The sequence below is a fragment of the Rhizobium sp. TRM95796 genome, from assembly GCF_025779995.1.
Taxonomy (GTDB): domain Bacteria; phylum Pseudomonadota; class Alphaproteobacteria; order Rhizobiales; family Rhizobiaceae; genus Rhizobium_E.
Map to the genome: position 1 here is coordinate 62,023 of NZ_JAOXHE010000013.1, position 17,840 is coordinate 79,862.

The 17,840-nt window shown below is 62.6% G+C and carries 17 protein-coding genes and 3 tRNA genes; 11 read left to right on the top strand and 9 right to left on the bottom strand.

From position 1 onward, the window contains the following. Positions 1 to 60: 60 nt before the first annotated feature. From OCK01_RS23375 to OCK01_RS23400, 6 genes are all read right to left on the bottom strand, one after another. Positions 61 to 2,889: a valine--tRNA ligase gene (locus OCK01_RS23375; protein WP_263826053.1), complete on the bottom strand. Its 2,829-nt coding sequence runs from the start codon at positions 2,887 to 2,889 to the stop codon at positions 61 to 63. A gap of 122 nt (positions 2,890 to 3,011) precedes the next feature. Further along, the gene (locus tag OCK01_RS23380; protein ID WP_263826054.1) at positions 3,012 to 3,812 is read right to left on the bottom strand and encodes a PopZ family protein; all 801 of its coding nucleotides are present in this window, start codon (positions 3,810 to 3,812) and stop codon (positions 3,012 to 3,014) included. A gap of 166 nt (positions 3,813 to 3,978) precedes the next feature. Next, complete coding sequence (locus tag OCK01_RS23385; protein ID WP_182829249.1) at positions 3,979 to 5,307, bottom strand: TolC family outer membrane protein; 1,329 nt, start codon at positions 5,305 to 5,307, stop codon at positions 3,979 to 3,981. Between the two features lie 307 nt (positions 5,308 to 5,614). Further along, positions 5,615 to 6,259 carry a protein-L-isoaspartate O-methyltransferase family protein gene (locus tag OCK01_RS23390; protein ID WP_263826055.1) on the bottom strand — a complete coding sequence of 215 codons (645 nt, stop codon included), beginning with the start codon at positions 6,257 to 6,259 and terminating at the stop codon, positions 5,615 to 5,617. Positions 6,260 to 6,434: 175 nt separating this feature from the next. Continuing rightward, a tRNA-Asn gene (locus tag OCK01_RS23395) sits at positions 6,435 to 6,509 on the bottom strand. 44 nt (positions 6,510 to 6,553) lie between these two features. After that, positions 6,554 to 6,628, bottom strand: a tRNA-Asn gene (locus OCK01_RS23400). 294 nt (positions 6,629 to 6,922) lie between these two features. Between OCK01_RS23400 and OCK01_RS23405 the strand changes: the two genes are divergently transcribed. Continuing rightward, positions 6,923 to 6,996: transfer RNA gene (locus OCK01_RS23405), tRNA-Cys, on the top strand. 26 nt (positions 6,997 to 7,022) lie between these two features. Here OCK01_RS23405 and OCK01_RS23410 read toward each other — a convergent pair. After that, positions 7,023 to 7,319 carry a hypothetical protein gene (locus tag OCK01_RS23410; RefSeq protein WP_263826056.1) on the bottom strand — a complete coding sequence of 99 codons (297 nt, stop codon included), beginning with the start codon at positions 7,317 to 7,319 and terminating at the stop codon, positions 7,023 to 7,025. 149 nt (positions 7,320 to 7,468) lie between these two features. Between OCK01_RS23410 and OCK01_RS23415 the strand changes: the two genes are divergently transcribed. The 9 genes from OCK01_RS23415 to OCK01_RS23455 all read left to right on the top strand — a co-directional run bounded on the left by OCK01_RS23415 (position 7,469) and on the right by OCK01_RS23455 (position 15,280). After that, entirely contained in the window at positions 7,469 to 7,768 is a 300-nt protein-coding gene (locus OCK01_RS23415) for a hypothetical protein (RefSeq protein ID WP_263826057.1), read from the top strand. 284 nt (positions 7,769 to 8,052) lie between these two features. After that, positions 8,053 to 8,526, top strand: coding sequence for a BA14K family protein (locus tag OCK01_RS23420; RefSeq protein WP_182826400.1), 474 nt, complete (start codon positions 8,053 to 8,055; stop codon positions 8,524 to 8,526). Between the two features lie 122 nt (positions 8,527 to 8,648). Further along, the gene (locus OCK01_RS23425; RefSeq protein ID WP_263826058.1) at positions 8,649 to 10,121 is read left to right on the top strand and encodes a cryptochrome/photolyase family protein; all 1,473 of its coding nucleotides are present in this window, start codon (positions 8,649 to 8,651) and stop codon (positions 10,119 to 10,121) included. Positions 10,122 to 10,207: 86 nt separating this feature from the next. Next, positions 10,208 to 11,461, top strand: a complete 1,254-nt coding sequence (locus OCK01_RS23430; protein WP_263826059.1) for an SAM-dependent methyltransferase — start codon at positions 10,208 to 10,210, stop codon at positions 11,459 to 11,461. 117 nt (positions 11,462 to 11,578) lie between these two features. Further along, entirely contained in the window at positions 11,579 to 12,619 is a 1,041-nt protein-coding gene (locus OCK01_RS23435; protein ID WP_263826060.1) for a cysteine synthase A, read from the top strand. Between the two features lie 8 nt (positions 12,620 to 12,627). Beyond that, positions 12,628 to 13,359 carry an alanyl-tRNA editing protein gene (locus OCK01_RS23440; protein ID WP_263826061.1) on the top strand — a complete coding sequence of 244 codons (732 nt, stop codon included), beginning with the start codon at positions 12,628 to 12,630 and terminating at the stop codon, positions 13,357 to 13,359. 26 nt (positions 13,360 to 13,385) lie between these two features. Continuing rightward, positions 13,386 to 14,240: a 3-mercaptopyruvate sulfurtransferase gene (sseA, locus tag OCK01_RS23445; protein ID WP_263826062.1), complete on the top strand. Its 855-nt coding sequence runs from the start codon at positions 13,386 to 13,388 to the stop codon at positions 14,238 to 14,240. 3 nt (positions 14,241 to 14,243) lie between these two features. After that, positions 14,244 to 14,810: a GNAT family N-acetyltransferase gene (locus OCK01_RS23450; protein WP_263826063.1), complete on the top strand. Its 567-nt coding sequence runs from the start codon at positions 14,244 to 14,246 to the stop codon at positions 14,808 to 14,810. Continuing rightward, positions 14,786 to 15,280 (top strand): hypothetical protein, encoded by a 495-nt coding sequence (locus OCK01_RS23455; protein WP_263826064.1) that lies wholly within the window; start codon positions 14,786 to 14,788, stop codon positions 15,278 to 15,280. The genes OCK01_RS23450 and OCK01_RS23455 overlap by 25 nt, the downstream gene beginning before the upstream one ends. 92 nt (positions 15,281 to 15,372) lie before the next feature. Here the strand turns inward: OCK01_RS23455 and ald are convergent, their stop codons facing one another. Continuing rightward, positions 15,373 to 16,488, bottom strand: coding sequence for an alanine dehydrogenase (gene ald, locus OCK01_RS23460; RefSeq protein ID WP_182826404.1), 1,116 nt, complete (start codon positions 16,486 to 16,488; stop codon positions 15,373 to 15,375). A 155-nt stretch (positions 16,489 to 16,643) separates the two neighbouring features. Between ald and OCK01_RS23465 the strand changes: the two genes are divergently transcribed. Beyond that, positions 16,644 to 17,105, top strand: a complete 462-nt coding sequence (locus tag OCK01_RS23465; protein ID WP_263826065.1) for an Lrp/AsnC family transcriptional regulator — start codon at positions 16,644 to 16,646, stop codon at positions 17,103 to 17,105. Positions 17,106 to 17,343: 238 nt separating this feature from the next. Here OCK01_RS23465 and OCK01_RS23470 read toward each other — a convergent pair whose 3' ends face one another. Further along, positions 17,344 to 17,838 (bottom strand): DUF934 domain-containing protein, encoded by a 495-nt coding sequence (locus OCK01_RS23470; protein ID WP_263826066.1) that lies wholly within the window; start codon positions 17,836 to 17,838, stop codon positions 17,344 to 17,346. Positions 17,839 to 17,840: the final 2 nt, after the last annotated feature.

Genomic DNA, 17,840 nt, shown 5'->3' on the forward strand with positions numbered 1-17,840 from the left:
ACGCCGCCCTCGGGAACTTTCCCGAGGGCGGCGCATTATCTTTGGTTTTGCTTCAGAAGCTCAGCCGTCGGAGATCCGCGCCAGCGCCGCGAGCAGGCTCGCCTTCTGCTGTTCGAGCTCCGCCTGCTTTTCGCGCTCCGCCTCGACGAGTTCCGGTTTGGCGTTGGCGACGAACTTATCGTTCGACAGTTTGGCGACGATGCGGTCGATTTCGCCTTGCGTCTTCGCGAGGGCCTTTTCGAGCCGGGCCTTTTCGGCTCCGAGATCGATCAGGCTGCCGAGCGGAAGGCAGGCGATCGCCTCGCCCGTGACCACCTGCGCCGAGGCTTTCGGCGCTTCATCGGCGAACGACACGGTCTCGATGCGGGCGAGCCGCTTGATCGCCGCCTCGTTTCGCTCCACGCGTTCGCGGGTCAGCGCATTGGCGCCCACCATCACCAGCGGCGCGGTCGCGCCCGGCGGCACGTTCATTTCCGAACGCGCCGAACGGATGCCGCTGACCAGATCGACCAGCCAGTTGATTTCTTCCGCCGACGCGTCGTCGCGGAAGGTCGGCGCCGGCCAGGCGGCGTGGCAGAGCAGGCTGTCGCGGCTCGCAGTATGTTCCCAGAGCTCCTCGGTCATGAAGGGCATGAAGGGATGGAGCAGTTTGTAGGTCTCTTCCAGCACATAGGCTGCGCAGGCCTGCGCTTCCTTCTTCGCCGCCTCGTCTTCACCGGAAAACACCGGCTTCAGCAGTTCGAGATACCAGTCGCAGAACTGATTCCACACGAAGCGATAGAGCGAACCCGCCGCTTCATTGAACTTGAACTGTTCGACGCCGCTGGTGACGTCGGCCACCGTCTTGGCGAGTTCGGTCAGGATCCAGCGGTTGATGCTCAGCGTCGCCTTTTCCGGCGCGAAGTCGGGATCGCGGCTGACGCCGTTCATCTCGGCGAAGCGCGTGGCGTTCCAGAGCTTGGTGCCGAAATTGCGATAGCCGGCGATGCGGGCCGGATCGAGCTTCACGTCGCGTCCCTGCGCCGCCATGATGGCGAGCGTGAAGCGCAGCGCGTCGGCGCCATATTCGTCAATCAGATTGAGCGGATCGATGACGTTGCCCTTGGACTTCGACATCTTCTGGCCGTTCTTGTCGCGAACCAGCGCATGCACATAGACGGTGTGGAAGGGTTCGATCGGATTTCCCGCCTCGTCCTTCATGAAGTGCAGGCCCATCATCATCATCCGGGCGACCCAGAAGAAGATGATGTCGAAGCCAGTCACCAGCACGTCGGTCTGGTAATAGCGGTCGAGCTGCGGCGTCTTGTTGGGCCAGCCGAGCGTCGAGAACGGCCAGAGCGCCGAGGAGAACCAGGTGTCGAGCACGTCTTCGTCGCGGGTGAGGATCTCGCCCGGCTTCATCTCTTCCAGCTTTTCCTCGACCCAGGCCTTCCACGGGCCTTCATGGGCGATGTAATACTGGATGGCGGCGTGCAGCGCCTCTTCCTCGGTCTTCTCGACGAAGACGGTGCCATCGGGTCCATACCAGGCCGGGATCTGGTGACCCCACCACAGCTGGCGCGACACGCACCAGGGCTGGATATTCTCCATCCATTCGTAATAGGTCTTTTCCCAGTTCTTCGGCACGAACTTGGTGCGGCCTTCGCGCACCGAGGCGATCGCCGGCTTGGCCAGCGTCGCGGCGTCGACATACCATTGTTCGGTCAGACGCGGCTCGATCGGCACGCCGCCGCGGTCGCCATGCGGCACCATATGGGTGTGCGGCTCGATCTTCTCGAGCAGTTCCCAGGCCTCGAACAGCCCGACGATCTTCTTGCGGGCGGCGAAACGCTCGACGCCGTCGAGTTCGGCGATCAGCGTCGCCAGAGCGTCGGTGCGGTTCAGGTCTTCGAGGAAGTCGTCATTGTCGGCCAACGTGATCTTGCCGTCGGTTGTCATGATGTTGATCATGCGCAGGCCGGCGCGCTTGCCGACTTCGAAATCGTTGAAGTCGTGCGCGGGCGTCATCTTGACCGCGCCGGTGCCGGCTTCCGGATCGGGATATTCGTCGCCGACGATCGGGATGCGGCGGCCGACGCCCGGCAGCACGACGTTCTTGCCGATCAGGCCGGCATAGCGGACATCCGAGGGATGAACGGCGACGCCGGTGTCGCCGAGATAGGTTTCCGGCCGGGTCGTGGCGACGACGAGATAGTTGCGCGTCTCCCATTCCGTCGGCTCGCCCTCCTCATTGAAGGCGATCGGATGATCATAGGTCAGGCCGTCTTCGAGCGGATAGCGGAGATGCCAGAGATTGCCCTTGATCTCGACCGGCTCGACTTCGAGGTCGGAAATCGCGGTCAGCAGCTTCGGGTCCCAGTTGACCAGGCGCTTGTCTTTGTAAATCAGGCCTTCCTTGTAGAGGCGGACGAACACTTCGAGGACGGCCTCGGACAGGCCCTCGTCCATGGTGAAGCGCTCGCGCGACCAGTCGCAGGAGGCGCCGAGACGCTTCAACTGGTTGAAGATCATGCCGCCCGACTCGTCTTTCCACTGCCAGACGCGGTCGATGAAAGCCTCACGCCCCATGTCACGGCGCGAAGGCTCCTTGCGTTCGGCGAGCTGGCGCTCGACCACCATCTGGGTCGCGATGCCGGCATGGTCCATGCCCGGCTGCCAGAGCACGTCCTTGCCGCGCATCCGCTCGAAGCGGATCATGATGTCCTGCAGCGTATTGTTGAGCGCGTGGCCCATATGCAGCGAGCCGGTCACGTTCGGCGGCGGGATCACGATGCAGAAGGAGTCTTCGCCCGGCTTGGCGTTGGCGCCGGCGGCGAAGGCGTCGGCCTCTTCCCACTTCTTGGCGATCCGCGGTTCGATGGACGCCGAATCATAGGTTTTTTCGAGCATGATGATACCGTTTCTGGTCTGAATGTCGGTGTTCCGTAAAGGCAAGGCCGCGTGCAAGTCAATCGCGACAACGCAAAAAGCCGCCCCGTTGGAGCGGCCCTGCATTGGCGCGGGAGGAATGATCAGCGACGCGGACCGCGCACGACCCGTTCGATTTCCTCACGCACCAACCGCTCTACGAGCGTCGGCAGATTGTCGTCGAGCCATTCCTGCAGCATCGGCTTGAGCATTTCCTCGGCGATCTCGTCGAGCGAACGGCGCTCGGCTTCGACCAACGCCGATTGAAGATCCTGGAAAGATTGCGCCACCTTCTCCACGGTGACGGTCGAGACGAGCGAGGCGATCGCAGCCAAGGGCGCGTCTTGTCTGTCCGCCTCGGCCTTTTGTTCGACGGGCGCCGGGTCGGAAACCTCGGAGGTCACGGCCGGTTCTTCCTCGATCTCCGGCTCGGCCGCCGTTACGGCGATGGCGCTGGCGTAAACGGGCGGTTCGACGACCGGGGCCGGCTGCGGCTGGATGGCGAGCGGGGTCTCGCGCAAAGGGGCTCCACGCTCGGAGGCGGCGCGCACGCGGGCGGCGACATCGGCGAGAGATAGAGATTTCGATTCCGGCGCCTGCGGCTTGGCCGGGGTCGCTTCGTTGGCCGCCACCAGCTGCGGGGCGCGATAGTCGGTCGGCGCGGCCATCGCGGCCGGCGCGGAATCATGAACATGCGCCGAGCCTTCATAGGCGTCGAAGGAGCCGTCCACGGTCAGCGGCACGTCTTCGACGTCGTCGTTGGCCGCTTCGCTCTGGAAACCATCGAGATCGCCGAGCGCCGCGAGCCGCGCTTCGGTGGCCGGCTCGTTGCTTTCGATGATCCGGCGGATGGAAGCCAGAATTTCGTCCATCGACGGTTCGCGCGCTGCATTCGGCTGAGCCATGGTGATCCTCGATTGTCTTTCCGCATGTTCGCCGCGCTCTCGCATGGCGACGATCAGATTAAGGCATGGCGGCGATCGAAAAAACCGCCGCGAATCAAACAACTATGATCATGCACAGATTTGTTGCGGAGGTAAAACCGTTCAACTCCGGCAATTTTCCGACGCCTCAGCGTCCGTCGACGGTCCGCAGGCCGAACCACTTGTCCTTGACCTTGCCGTAATGTTCTTCGGGCTCGTAACGGGCCACCTTGAGGCCGACAGTATCGATGGTCAGATGTCCCATCGCCGCCACCGCGCCGAAGCTCGCCACCACCGCGTCGCGATTGGCGCTGGCGAGGCCCTCGCGGGCGTTGAGCACGCGGGCCTGATAGTCGAGAACGTCGAGCGTCGTGGCCTGGCCGACCTTGCGCTCCTCGAGCACGCCGTCCAGCGCCTGTTGCGCCGCCTGCAATTGCACATTGCCGGCCTCGATCATCGCCTTGGCCGCATCGAACTGGGCGATGGCCGAAACGATGGTGCGCTGCACCTCCAGACGCACCGAGTCGAGCTGGATCTGCTGCTGGCCCAGCCGCTCCTTCGCCTGGCGGATTTCGCCATATTCCGCGCCGCCCTGGTAAATCGGCACGTTGAGGCGCGCGGTGATCGAGGAGGAGTCGTAATTGTTGAGCGACGAGAAATCCGAATTGCCGCGATTGGCCGCGACCTGCCCCTGCACCACCACGCCCGGCAACAGCGCTCCTTCAGCCGTTTTGACCTGGAAGCCGGCGGAATCGATCGCATACATGGCCGCGATCACCGCTGGGTGCTCTCTCCAGCCGACCGCCACCGCATCGTCGATGGATTTGGGCATGGTCTTGGTCAACGGCTTCGCCTGGCGGATCGCCCTCGGCGTTTCGCCGACGATCTGCACATAGACGGCTCGACTCTGCTTCAGCTGGAATTCCGCATTCGCCAATGCGCCTTCCGCCTGGGCGAGTTCGGCCTGGGCGAGACTGACGTCGGTCCTCGTGCCCTCGCCCACCTCCAGTCGCGAGTCGGCGGCGTTCACCTGTTCTCTCAGGAAGGCGAGGTTCTGCTTGCGGATCGACACGATCTCCTGATCGCGAGCGATGTTGGCGTAGGATTGCGCCGCCGACAGCAGCGTCTGGATCTCCGACGCCTTCAGGTTCGCGCGCTCCGAATAGACGTTCGATTCGGCGGCGCGCACGCGATTGAGCGTCTGGAAGCCGTCGAAGATCTGCTGCGTCACGGTCAGGCCGACGGATTTGCTGATGAATTCCGGATCGGCGGTGGTGGGTTCCTTGACGCTGTATCGGGTTTTCGACCACTGGGCGAAGCCCGAGACCTGCGGCCGCCAGCCAGCCTTGGCGATGGTCACGCCTTCGTCGGTCGCGCGAAGGCCGGCGCGAGCGGCGTTGAGGTCGGGATTGTTTTCATAGGCCTTGGCCATGGCGTCGAAAATGCTCTCGGCCCAGGCCGCGCTCGACATGGCCATGATGGCCGGCGCCAGAACGGCGGCCAGCAAGGCTTTTCTGAATTTCAACACGGTACCCACCCTGCGCAAGTCGCCTTCTTATCGACGCCTTCCGCGACACGTCATGTGTCGTCCGCCGGAGCGCCGAGCGAAGCATGCTTCGCAAGCCGCACTATGCGGACAGATGTCGCCCGCGGCAACCAATTAACAAAGATTTAGGACATTCAATCTGTGGACACGTTGCGGGCCGGCAACAATTCCGCATCCGCTCAAAAACAAAAGGGCGACAAACGCCGCCCTTTGGAAGTTTTCATGGGCCAATAAGACTTTAGAATACGAATTCCTGCGCCTTTTCGAAACCCGGCAGTTTGCGGACCGAGGTGTTGAAGCCGAAGCGCTCCGACACCGCGCCTGCTTCGCGCACGAACATGCGGGCGCTCGAGGACAGGCCTTCGCCGATGACGGCGACCAGGCGACCGCCTTCCCTGAGCTGGTCGAACAGCGCCTGCGGCAATTCCTCGACCGCGCCGTTGACGAAGATCGCGTCATACGGTCCCTTTGACGGACAGCCGGCGGACAGCTTGCCGCTGACCAGCGTAACGTTCTCGACCCCGTCGAGAGCGCTCTTGGCGAGATCGGCGGCGACGGCCGATTCTTCCACCGTCGTGACGACGGCGCCCATATGCGCCATCAGCGCTGCGGAATAGCCGCTCGCTCCGCCGATCTCGAGCACGCGCTCGCCGGCGCGCAGATCGAGCAACTGCAGCATCTTCGCGAGGGGCGACGGCTCCATCATGAAGCGGCCGTCGCCGACATTGATATCGGTGTCGATGTAGGAAAGCGCCTTGAGGTGCTCAGGCGTGAACTTTTCGCGCGGAATCGCGAGGAACGCCGCGAGCACCGTCCGGGACGTCACGTCCGTCGTGCGAATCTGATTGTCGACCATTTTGGCGCGCTGCGCTGCGTAATCCATTGTCGGAGGCCCCATCGTAAAGCTTTAAGAACCGCTTGCCTGCGAGCGGTCTTAGTCCGGCTGCGCCGCGCTTTCAAGACGGGGCGCGCCGCAACGCAAAAAAGAACGGAAAGATCAAACGAAAAAGCCGATCGCGCGGGGCGATCGGCTCTCATGCGGCGGATACCGCCAAATATGGCTCCTCGGGCCGGATTCGAACCGGCGACCTGTCGATTAACAGTCGAATGCTCTACCGCTGAGCTACCAAGGATCAACGCGACTTTTTCTTACAGCTTTCACACTGCTTCTGCAGAGTGGCTCCCCGGGCCGGATTCGAACCGGCGACCTGTCGATTAACAGTCGAATGCTCTACCGCTGAGCTACCAGGGAATAACTGCGTCTTCCGCGTCGTTGGGCGGCGTAATACAAACGCTTTTCCATTTTGCCAAGCGATTTTTTCGAATTTCCCACTTTTTCGCTGGTCTCCGGCCGCAACCCGCTGGAGAACTCGGCGGCGTGCGCCCCGTCCTTATTATCCCTGCAAAATCTCGCCGAACTTATTCAAATCCGTCTTGCGGAGCGCAAACCTTCCTGTTAGAAGCCCCGCCAACCGCCGGGATGGTGAAACAAACATCCCTGATACATGCGCGTCCGACCTCAAAAATCAGGCGTCGCATCACGAGAGGCCTCGTGGCGGAGTGGTGACGCAGAGGACTGCAAATCCTTGTACCCCGGTTCAATTCCGGGCGAGGCCTCCAAAATCTCTTCCAGAATTCTCGGGGCGTCAATCGCGCTTTTTGGACTGGCGCCGGAGATACTCCGCAGCGTCATCAGGCAATTCCTCCGCTGCCGACAGCACCACCGCGACATTCTTGCCGCCGCAGCGGCTGCAGACGAGGCGCGGCGCGAGGTCGGGCGGAAGCGCGCTCTGGTCTTCGCCCAGCCGCTCGATCATGGCGGAAAGATCGAGCCTCGAGCTCCAGTGACAGCCGGGATTGTTGCAATAGGCGTGTAGATGCAGCCCCGCGTCCCGCAAGGCCCCGAGCGTCCGATGTCTGACGGCGATCAGTTTTTCCCGCATGTCGCCTCCGCCCGTCAACATGGCGCGCGAAGGAAGAAAAGAAAAGGCGCTTCAGAGCGAAACAGAAAATTCGCCGGGCTTCTCTATATTTTAACGATCGCTTGTAAAGGTGCTGCGATCGTCGAAGATGCGCGTCGAGGAGGACGCCGTTGAAAAGTCGCTTCACACTCCAGCTCGACCAGATCGAATTCGGCATCCGCCGTGTCAATTCGGTCTCCGCGCGAAAATTTCTCGCCACGGCCCAAGCGCTGCTCGGCGAACTGGGGCAGCAGAGCGAACAGACGCCGGAACTCATCGACGACATCGCGGCACTCGACAAGGCGCTTTGCCTGCTTGCGAGCCATGCCGCGGCTCAGGCCGTCGACGCGAAGGCGCCGGCGCTGCTCGCGCAGGCGAGGCGGAAAGCCCTCAATGACCTCGAGCGGCTTCACACGAGGCTCACGACATAGACGGCCGGCAGCCTCCATCTCCGGGAACGTTTTGCGCCCTGCCGGATTGGGTGACAGGATGAAGGCGGCAAGGCGTTTGCGTCGGAACGGAAGAGATCGGGAAACGTGATAGTTCAATGAAAATCGCGGGCGTCCGAGCGTCGTTCCCCGAGCATCGTTTCGCCCGGGCGCAGCCTCACCCTGCCAATCGGCATGGCGACGAGGGCCGCATCGACCGTGCGGAGACGGAACAATTTCCGCATTTCGAGCCTTTATGAGCATCAGCAAAAGAAGAGGTGCTCAACATGGCTCGATTTTCCACGTCACTCGCCGCAATCGGATTGGGCGCGGTCATGGCCTTCACCGGCATTTCGCCGGTGACCGCCCAGCCCCTGCCGATGCCCCGGCCGCAGGCCGAAGCCGGCACGGACCTGGTGCAGGTCCGAGATCAAGGTCGGAGGATCATTCGCGAACGTCATCGCGGCTGGCGCGCCGATCGCGGCTGGCGCAACCATCACAGCTGGCGCGGTCATCGTGGCTATCGCTCCTACCGCCACGGCTATCGCCGCCACTCGGACGGCTTCTGGTATCCCCTGGCCGCCTTCTCGGCCGGCGCGATCATCGGCGGCGCCATCGCAGCCCCGCGCGTCCGGGTCCGCACCACCAATCCGCACCGGAGCTGGTGCCGCGCGCAGTACCGTTCCTACCGGTCCTACGACAATACGTTCCAGCCCTATAACGGTCCGCGCCGCCAGTGCATCTCGCCTTACGGCGGCTGATAGATTTCGAAAAGGGGGCGGCGACCCGCCGCCCCTTCCTGTCGTGCCCCGTCGCCTTTCCTGTTGATCCCGAAGCGAAAACGGCGCGTAGATTGTCTTGAAGACAACAGGGATGCGATAGAGTGACACAGAAGAAAACAGAAACCGGCGCCTCCATCGTCTGGTTTCGTCGCGACTTGAGGATCAACGACAATCTGGCCCTTGCCGCCGCCCTCGACGCTGGCGGAGACGTCGTCTGCGTCTATATTCGCGAACCCCAAGACGCCTTTGCGGGCGCGCATGGCGCGGCGCAGGCCTGGTGGCTGAACGAGTCGCTCGAAAAGCTCCATGCGGCGCTGCGCGCTCGCGGCAATCGGCTCGTGCTCATGACGGGTCGTCCGCAGGATGTCCTCGACACCCTCATCGAAAAAACCGGCGCAAGCGCGGTATTCTGGAACCGCCGCTACGACAAAGCGTCGAGAGACGCCGATGCCGCAATCAAACAGGATCTCAAGGCCCGCGGCGTCGATGCGAGGAGCTTCGAAGGTTTTCTTCTGCACGATCCCATGGCGCTGACCACCGGACAGGGCAAGCGCTATTCCGTCTATTCACCGTTCTGGCGCGCCTTCGAGGCGCGTTACACGCCGCCCGACGCCATCGATGCGCCGAAAAAAATCCGCGCCTGCGCAGCGGCGCCCGACGGCGAGGACCTGACGAGCTGGGGGCTCCTGCCGACCAAGCCGGATTGGGCCGGCGGATTTCGCGAGGCCTGGACCCCAGGCGAAGACGGCGCCATCGCGGCGCTGGAAACGTTTCTCGACGACGCCGTGAAGGGCTACAAAAAAAATCGCGACATTCCCGGCCACAAGACCACGTCGCGTCTGTCACCGCATCTGGCCTTCGGCGAAATCTCGCCTCATCGGGTCTGGCGCGCGACGGAAGGGCTGGGCGATACGATCCCCGTTGAGGACGTCATCCATTTCCGCAAGGAGCTGGCATGGCGGGAATTCTCCTGGCACCTGCTCTTTCACGTTCCGGACCTGCCGAGCGAGAATCTCAACAAGAAATTCGACGCCTTTCCCTGGGCCGACGATCGCAAGGGTCTGTCGCTTTGGACCCGCGGGCTGACCGGCTATCCCATCGTCGACGCCGGCATGCGCGAATTGTGGCGCACCGGCTGGATGCACAATCGCGTCCGTATGATCGTCGCCTCCTTCCTGATCAAGGACCTTTTGCTGCATTGGACCGAAGGCGAAGCCTGGTTCCGCGACACGCTCGTGGATGTCGATCTCGCCAGCAACGCCGCCAGCTGGCAATGGGTCGCGGGTTGCGGCGCCGACGCCGCACCCTATTTCCGCATCTTCAACCCGATCAGGCAGGGCGAAACTTTCGATCCGGACGGAACGTATGTCAGGCGATACTGCCCGGAACTGGCGCGCCTGCCGGATCGTTATATCCACAAGCCGTGGGAGGCGCCCCGCGAGGTGCTGTCGCAGGCCGGCGTGCGGCTCGGCGACACCTATCCCAAGCCGATGGTCGATCATGACAGGGCGCGCAAGGCGGCGCTCGCCGCCTATTCCGAGATCACCGGGTCAAACCCGGGGGACGAGACGTAACGAAACGATGTTTATGCTCGACAATCGCCTAAAATTTTGCGGAACTGGGGCTTGCGGGACAGGGATCAAGAGGGGATCGACATAGTATGGGACAACAGAGCTTTACCGCCGATGAAACCGCGATCGCCGAGCCCCTCGACGCATCCAATCTCGCGCGGTTCAACAAGGGGCTGCCGCTGACCGTGCAGATGATCTTCAAGGGGCTGGTCAACATCGACATCGGCTCGCTGACGATCCGCACGCCTGAGGGACGGCTCGTCCATATTTCAGGGCAAAAGCCCGGACCGAACGCCGTCATCACGCTGAGGAACTGGAACCTCTTCTCGCGCTCGATCACGGGCGGCGCGATCGCAGCGGCGGAATCCTATATCGACGGCGACTGGGACAGCGACGATATCGGCCAGTTCCTCGAGCTTTTCCTCGTCAATCAGCATGTCGGCGGCCGGTTCGCAAATGGCGCGCGTGGGCTGCTGCGCATTGTCGAGCGCTTCCGCCACTGGATGAACGCCAACACCAAGACGGGATCGAAGCGCAACATTTCGGCCCATTACGATCTCGGCAACGAGTTCTACAAGGCCTGGCTCGACCCGACCATGACCTATTCCTCGGCGCTTTACTCCACCGGCGCCAACGACCTCCCCTCCGCCCAGCGCGCCAAATATCGCGCTTTGGCCGACGCTACCGGCATTCAGCCCGGCGATCGCGTGCTGGAGATCGGCTGCGGCTGGGGCGGTTTCGCAGAATTCGCCGCGAGCGAGATCGGCTGCCAGGTGACGGGCCTCACCATCTCCCGCGAACAGCTCAAATTCGCCTCCGAGCGCATGCAGCGCCAGGGCCTGTCGGACAAGGTCGATCTCAAATTCCAGGATTACCGCGACGAGACAGGCGTCTATGACAAGATCGTCTCGATCGAAATGTTCGAGGCGGTCGGCGAGCGCTATTGGCCGGTCTATTTCGGCAAGCTGCGCGAATGTCTGAAGCCCGGCGGCCGCGCCGGCCTGCAGGTCATCACCATCGATGAAAAGGCCTATGCCGATTACAAGGCCAATCCCGATTTCATCCAGAAATATATTTTCCCCGGCGGCATGTTGCCGACCCCGCGTCACCTCGCCGAGCATGGCGCAAAAGCCGGCCTGTCGCTGGTCAGCAGCTTTGGCTTCGGCCATGATTACGCCCGGACGCTGGCCGAATGGCGGGTGAAATTCTGGGACACCTGGGAGCGGCTGCAGCCGCTCGGCTTCGACAACAGGTTCAAGCGGCTCTGGGAATTCTACTTCTTTTATTGCGAGGCCGGCTTCCGCTCGCGCAATATCGACGTTCGGCAGGTGGTCTACGCCTGAGGTTGAAATCCTTTTCGCCGCCGGGCCTGTCCTCCGCAACTTAATTCCTTGCGCGACAGGGGTCGGGCGTGAAAAACACCGGCTCCTGAACTCAAGGAAAAACAGGCGGACAGGATCATGGCTGCGCAGCACACCGTTCTCGATCTCATCGGCAATACGCCGCTCATCAAGCTCAAGCGCGCCAGCGAGGAAACCGGCTGCACCATTCTCGGCAAGGCCGAGTTCCTCAATCCCGGCCAGTCGGTCAAGGATCGCGCTGCCCTCTACATCATCCGCGACGCCGAGCGCAAAGGCCTGTTGCAGCCCGGGGGCGTGATCGTCGAGGGCACCGCGGGCAATACCGGAATAGGCCTGACCATGGTCGCCAAAGCGCTGGGCTATCGCACCGTTATCGTCATTCCCGAAACGCAAAGCCAGGAGAAGAAGGACGCGCTGAAGCTGCTCGGCGCCGAACTCGTCGAAGTGCCGGCCGTTCCCTACAAGAACCCCAACAATTACGTGAAGCTCTCGGGCCGTCTGGCCGCGGAACTGGCCGAGACGGAGCCCAACGGCGCGATCTGGGCCAACCAGTTCGACAATGTCGCCAACCGCCAGGCCCATATCGAGACGACCGCGCCTGAAATCTGGGCGCAGACCGACGGCAAGGTCGACGGCTTCATCTGCGCCGTCGGTTCCGGCGGCACTCTGGCCGGCGTGGCGGCGGGCCTGAGAGGCTTCAACAAGGACATCAAGATCGGCCTCGCCGATCCCGAAGGCGCGGCGCTCTACAATTTCTACGCCCATGGCGAATTCAAATCCACCGGCGGTTCGATCACCGAGGGAATCGGCCAGGGCCGCATCACCGCCAATCTCGAAGGCTTCGCCCCCGACTTTCAGTATCAGATCCCCGATTCGGAGGCGCTGCCGATCGTCTTCGATCTGGTGGAAAACGAAGGCCTCTGCCTCGGCGGCTCCTCGGGCATCAACATCGCCGGCGCCATCCGCCTTGCAAAAGATCTGGGGCCGGGCCATACAATCGTGACCATTCTCTGCGATTACGGCAACCGGTACCAGTCCAAGCTCTTCAACCCCGCCTTCCTGTCCGAAAAGGGCCTGCCCCTTCCGACCTGGCTCACGAAGACCTCTGGCATCCGGCCGCCCTTTGAACCTGTCGAGTGAACTGAACCATGCCCGTGACCCCTCTCTTCCGCGACGATTTCTATCTTTCGACGGCGGAGGGGGTGGTCACGGCGGTGCATGACGACGGGTCGATCGAACTCGACCAGACTTGTTTCTACGCGACGTCGGGCGGCCAGCCCGGCGACACCGGCTTTCTCGAACGCGCCGACGGCAGCCGCATCGAGCTCGGCGTCACCGTCAACGGGGCCGACAAGTCGATCATCCTGCATAAGCCGCTGGACGGCCAGCCGCGTCCCGAGATCGGCGAAAAGCTCGTCCTCCATGTCGACTGGGCGCGTCGCTACAAGCTGATGCGCATGCACACCGCCTGCCACATCCTCTCCGTCGTCTGTCAGTTCCCGATCACCGGCGCCGCCGTCGGCGAGGACGAAAGCCGCGTCGATTTCGACATGAGCGAGACGATCGACAAGGACGAGGTGACGGCGAGGATGATGGACATCGTCGCCGCCAATCACCCCGTCTACCTGCAATGGATCACCGACGAAGAGCTGGCGGCCAATCCCGGCATCGTGAAATCCAAGAATGTCCGGCCGCCCATGGGGCTCGGTCGCGTCAGCCTGGTCTGCATCGGCGAAAACGCTGCGATCGACAGCCAGCCCTGCGGCGGCACGCATGTGTCCGAAACCCAGGAAGTCGGCGAGATCCACATCGCCAAGATCGAAAAGAAGGGCAAGGAAAACAGGCGCTTCCGCATCAAGTTTGGCGCGCCTGAAGCCTGAGCCCGCATTCCCGAGGGAGAATCACGATGAGCGTCGACAAGAGTCCCTTTGTGGTGACATCGGATTGGGTGGAGAAGAATTTGGGCGCGCCGGCCTTCCGGATCGTCGACGCCTCCTGGTATCTCCCGGCGCAGAACCGCATCGGCGCGGAAGAATACGCCTCGGGCCACATTCCCGGCGCCGTGTTCTTCGATCAGGACGCCATCGCCGATCACTCCACCGGTCTTCCCCACACTGTCCCCTCGCCCGCGCAATTCGCCGACGCCGTCGGTAAGATGGGAATTTCAGCCACGGACGAAATCGTCGTCTATGACGGCCCGGGCTTCTTTTCCGCCCCGCGCGTCTGGTGGCTGTTCCGGCTGATGGGCGCGGACAAGGTCTATGTGCTCGACGGCGGTCTGGACGGCTGGAAGGCCGAGGGCCGTCCGCTCGAAACCGACCTGCCGGAACCCGCGCCGGCCGTCTTCACCGTCAATTATCAAGGCCGGATGATCACCTCGCTGGACTCGATGCGCGGCATCGTCGACGCCGGCCTCCGCCAGATCGCCGACGCCCGCAGCCCAGGCCGATTCGCGGCCATCGATCCCGAACCCCGCGCCGGCCTGCGCGGCGGCCATATGCCGGGCGCCAAAAACCTTCCGGCCGGCGTCTTCGCCGAAGGCGGGCGCTTCAAGAGCATGGAGGCGCTACGCGCCGAGTTCGACAAGGCCGGCATCGATCTCTCCCGGCCCGTCACCACCAGCTGCGGTTCGGGCGTGACGGCGGCTGTCATTTCGCTGGCGCTCGCCTCACTCGGACACGCCGACCATACGCTCTATGACGGCTCCTGGTCGGAATGGGGCTCCCTGTCCGACACGCCCGTCGTCACCGGCAAGGATTGATCCATGGCCACCCGCCCGAAAAAGCCGAGCGCGCTCAAAGCCCATATCACCCGGCTGGAAATGACCACGCCGCCGCGCCAGAGCCTGCCGCTGCCGGTCAATCTGCATACGGCGCTGATGCGCGCGCCGAACATTCCCCTGCCCTTCTACCGATTCCTCTACAGCCAGGTCGGCCGCCGCTGGAATTGGGTCGATCGCTTGAGGATGCCGGATGACAAGCTTGCTAAAATCCTGCACGACAAACGCACCCACATCACCGTGCTCTATGTCAACGGCGCCCCCGCCGGCTTTTACGAGTTGTTCCACGAATCGGAAGACGTGGTCGAGCTCTGTCATTTCGGCCTATTCGAACACGCGCTCGGCCTTGGCGTCGGCAAATGGTTCCTGCTTCAGGCGCTGCACACCGCCTGGGGGCTGGAGCCGCGGAAGCTCACCGTCACCACCAACAATCTCGACCATCCCCGCGCCTTGCAGCTCTACCAGATGTTCGGCTTCAACCCGGTCTCGACCGCAGACGCGCTGGTGCGGCCGCTCAGCGACGAGGAATGGACGGAACTGGCCAAGCGGTGATCACGCGACTCCTTGCCGCTTGGGACGGACTGCCTCGCTTCGTGCGCTTCTTCTCCGTCAGGATAGGCGCATCTTTGCTTACCGCTTTTCTCGTTTTGAATATTGGAGAACCAGTCAAACTTTTCGTCTTTTATGATGTAACGCATGTCCGCATCGAAAAGGTTGAGCTACTTTGCAAAGTTCGCGACAATGGGCACGATTATGCAGACAACTGGTATCCCGCGAACGACTGTACCGTAGAGCCCACCTACTATTTTGATCAGCCAGTCGCACCGGCGCCAATGCCGCAAAAACAGTCCTTCGTCACGTTTCGTTATAATTCTCCTGCGGATGACAGCACGCATATCGGGCTGATCCCAAGAAAGTTCGACGAAAAAGGGCGTCCGTTTGCCGTGGGCGATACGATCAAAGTATATGTCTCTCGATCCAACCCTTGGACGGTCATCTTGCCGAAACCTGAAGAGGATTGACCGCACCACGATCCACACCTCGATACCAAACGCAAAACGCCGGCCCGAAATCTCGGGCCGGCGTTCTGTTTCCCCGCATTTTATGATGCGGCTTACGCCGCGAGTGCGGATTCGGGAGCATGCAGCTCGTAGCCGAGCGCTTCGGCGACGGCGGCGTTGGTGATCTTGCCCTTGTGGACATTGAGGCCGTTGCGCAGATGCTTGTCGGCGAGGATGGCGGCGACGCCCTTGTCGGCGAGCGCGAGACCATGGCCGATCGTGGCGTTGTTCAGCGCATGCGCAGACGTCACCGGCACGGCGCCCGGCATGTTGGCGACGCAGTAATGGATGATGCCATCGACTTCATAGGTCGGGTCGGAATGGGTCGTGGCGTGCGAAGTTTCGAAGCAGCCGCCCTGGTCGATGGCGACGTCGACGATGACAGCGCCCTTCTTCATGCCGCCGAGCATCTTGCGGGTCACGAGCTTCGGAGCCGCAGCGCCCGGGATCAGCACTGCGCCGATCACCAGATCCGCCTGGAAGACTTCGCTTTCCAGCGCGTCGATCGAGGAGAAGCGGGTATGGACATGGCCGTTGAAGATATCGTCGAGCTGGCGCAGGCGCGGCAGCGAGCGATCGAGAATGGTCACATCGGCGCCGAGGCCGACCGCCATGCGGGCGGCATGCAGACCGACGACGCCGCCGCCGATCACCACGACCTTGCCCGGCAGCACGCCCGGCACGCCGCCGAGCAGCACGCCGCGGCCGCCATTGGCCTTCTGCAGCGAGAAGGCGCCGGCCTGGATCGACAGGCGACCGGCCACTTCCGACATCGGCGCGAGCAGCGGCAGGCCGCCGCGCTCGTCGGTGACAGTTTCATAGGCCACAGCCGTGACGCCCGAGGCGATCAGGCCCTTGGTCTGTTCCGGATCCGGAGCCAGGTGCAGATAGGTATAGAGGATCTGGCCTTCGCGCAGCTGCGCCCATTCCGACGGCTGCGGCTCCTTGACCTTCACGATCATGTCGGAATTGGCGAACACGTCGGCAGCGGTCGCGGCGATCTTCGCGCCGGCGGCCTGATAATCCGCGTCGCTTGCGCCGATGCCCGCGCCGGCATTGGTTTCCACCAGCACGCTGTGGCCATGCGCGACATATTCGCGGACCGAAGCCGGCGTGAGGCCGACGCGATATTCGTGGTTCTTGATTTCCTTGGGGCAGCCGACGCGCATGTGTAGTTCCCTTATTGCTTGAAGCGTGGAGCGGTTGTCGAATGCGCGAGATTTAACGGGATCATCCGGGAAATGTCCTTGCAAAATGGTGGCCCGCCAATCAATTCTGTCGAAGAATATTCTGTTCAACAGATCATTTTTCGAAGGAATCTCCGATGGAGAAACTCGACGGCACCGATCATTCGATTTTGCGGGTTTTGCAGCGCAATGGACGAATCTCCAACGCCGAACTCGCCGACCGCGTCGGGCTCTCGCCGTCGGCCTGCTCGCGCCGGCTCGACATCCTGGAAAAGTCGGGGGTGATCAGCGGCTATTACGCCCAGGTGTCGCACAAGGCGCTGGACTACAAGATGATGGTGATCGTCCACATCTCGCTGTCCGGACAGTTCGCCAAGACGCTCAGCGAATTCGAGGCGGCGGTGAAGCTCTGCCCCAATGTGCTGGTCTGCTATCTCATGTCGGGAGAATACGACTACATCCTTCGCGTCGCCTGCAAGGATCTGGAGGACTACGAGCGCGTCCACCGCGACTGGCTCTCGGCGCTGCCGCATGTGGTGAAGATCAATTCGAGCTTTGCGCTGAGAGAGATTATCGATCGGCCGAATGTGGGGATATGAGACGTCGCGCCCGGGGCTACCCCCCTCTATCCTGCCGGACATCTCCCCATCAAGGGGGGAGATTGTTCCGCGGCGATGCCTTGCGGACATCCAACGCTGAGATTGCGGCAGGCAAAGGAATCACTCAGGGCGGAAAGCCCGCTTCTTGCCAATCTCCCCCCTTGAGGGGGAGATGCCCGGCAGGGCAGAGGGGGGTGGCCGCGAACTCCGTAAAGCAAATGCCCGTAGGCTCAGCGCGTCAGTTCACCCGCCGCCAGCTATACCCGCCTTCTTTATCCGCCGGCCTTGCGGTCGGCTGGTAATGATTGCGGATTCCCGGCAACCGCCCCTCCGACAGCCGCTGGATCGCCGTCGCATTGGTCACCGCAAAGCTGGTGACGCCACAGCGCAGCATCAGCGGCAGTGGATCGATCAGCACGTCGCCGACCGCGCGGATCTCGCCCTCATAGCCCAGCCGGCGCAGCAGCGACGCATGGCTGAAGCCGCGACCGTCGCTATAGGCCGGGAAAGACACTGCGATCAGTGCGATCTTGTCGAAATGCGCCGCAAGCGCCTTCACATTGTCCGCCGGCGCTATCAGCACGCCGAGGCCGGTTTCGCCCGCTTCGGCCTTTTCGAGGAAGTCCGCCAGCGGCAGGATCGGCTTCTCGTTCGAGCCCGCTTTGGTCTCTTCCGTCTCGATCACCCAGGGATCGTCGCTGACAAAGCCGGTTTCGTTCCAGATCTTGGTCATAA

Excerpts from the sequence above, each read along its gene's own strand:
- OCK01_RS23375 (WP_263826053.1), bottom strand. The coding sequence starts at position 2,889 with ATGCTCGAAAAAACCTATGATTCGGCGTCCATCGAACCGCGGATCGCC.
- OCK01_RS23380 (WP_263826054.1), bottom strand. The coding sequence starts at position 3,812 with ATGGCTCAGCCGAATGCAGCGCGCGAACCGTCGATGGACGAAATTCTG.
- OCK01_RS23385 (WP_182829249.1), bottom strand. The coding sequence starts at position 5,307 with ATGGCCATGTCGAGCGCGGCCTGGGCCGAGAGCATTTTCGACGCCATG.
- OCK01_RS23390 (WP_263826055.1), bottom strand. The coding sequence starts at position 6,259 with ATGGATTACGCAGCGCAGCGCGCCAAAATGGTCGACAATCAGATTCGC.
- OCK01_RS23410 (WP_263826056.1), bottom strand. The coding sequence starts at position 7,319 with ATGCGGGAAAAACTGATCGCCGTCAGACATCGGACGCTCGGGGCCTTG.
- OCK01_RS23420 (WP_182826400.1), top strand. The coding sequence starts at position 8,053 with ATGGCTCGATTTTCCACGTCACTCGCCGCAATCGGATTGGGCGCGGTC.
- OCK01_RS23430 (WP_263826059.1), top strand. The coding sequence starts at position 10,208 with ATGGGACAACAGAGCTTTACCGCCGATGAAACCGCGATCGCCGAGCCC.
- OCK01_RS23435 (WP_263826060.1), top strand. The coding sequence starts at position 11,579 with ATGGCTGCGCAGCACACCGTTCTCGATCTCATCGGCAATACGCCGCTC.
- OCK01_RS23440 (WP_263826061.1), top strand. The coding sequence starts at position 12,628 with ATGCCCGTGACCCCTCTCTTCCGCGACGATTTCTATCTTTCGACGGCG.
- sseA (WP_263826062.1), top strand. The coding sequence starts at position 13,386 with ATGAGCGTCGACAAGAGTCCCTTTGTGGTGACATCGGATTGGGTGGAG.
- OCK01_RS23450 (WP_263826063.1), top strand. The coding sequence starts at position 14,244 with ATGGCCACCCGCCCGAAAAAGCCGAGCGCGCTCAAAGCCCATATCACC.
- OCK01_RS23455 (WP_263826064.1), top strand. The coding sequence starts at position 14,786 with ATGGACGGAACTGGCCAAGCGGTGATCACGCGACTCCTTGCCGCTTGG.
- ald (WP_182826404.1), bottom strand. The coding sequence starts at position 16,488 with ATGCGCGTCGGCTGCCCCAAGGAAATCAAGAACCACGAATATCGCGTC.
- OCK01_RS23465 (WP_263826065.1), top strand. The coding sequence starts at position 16,644 with ATGGAGAAACTCGACGGCACCGATCATTCGATTTTGCGGGTTTTGCAG.
- OCK01_RS23470 (WP_263826066.1), bottom strand. The coding sequence starts at position 17,838 with ATGACCAAGATCTGGAACGAAACCGGCTTTGTCAGCGACGATCCCTGG.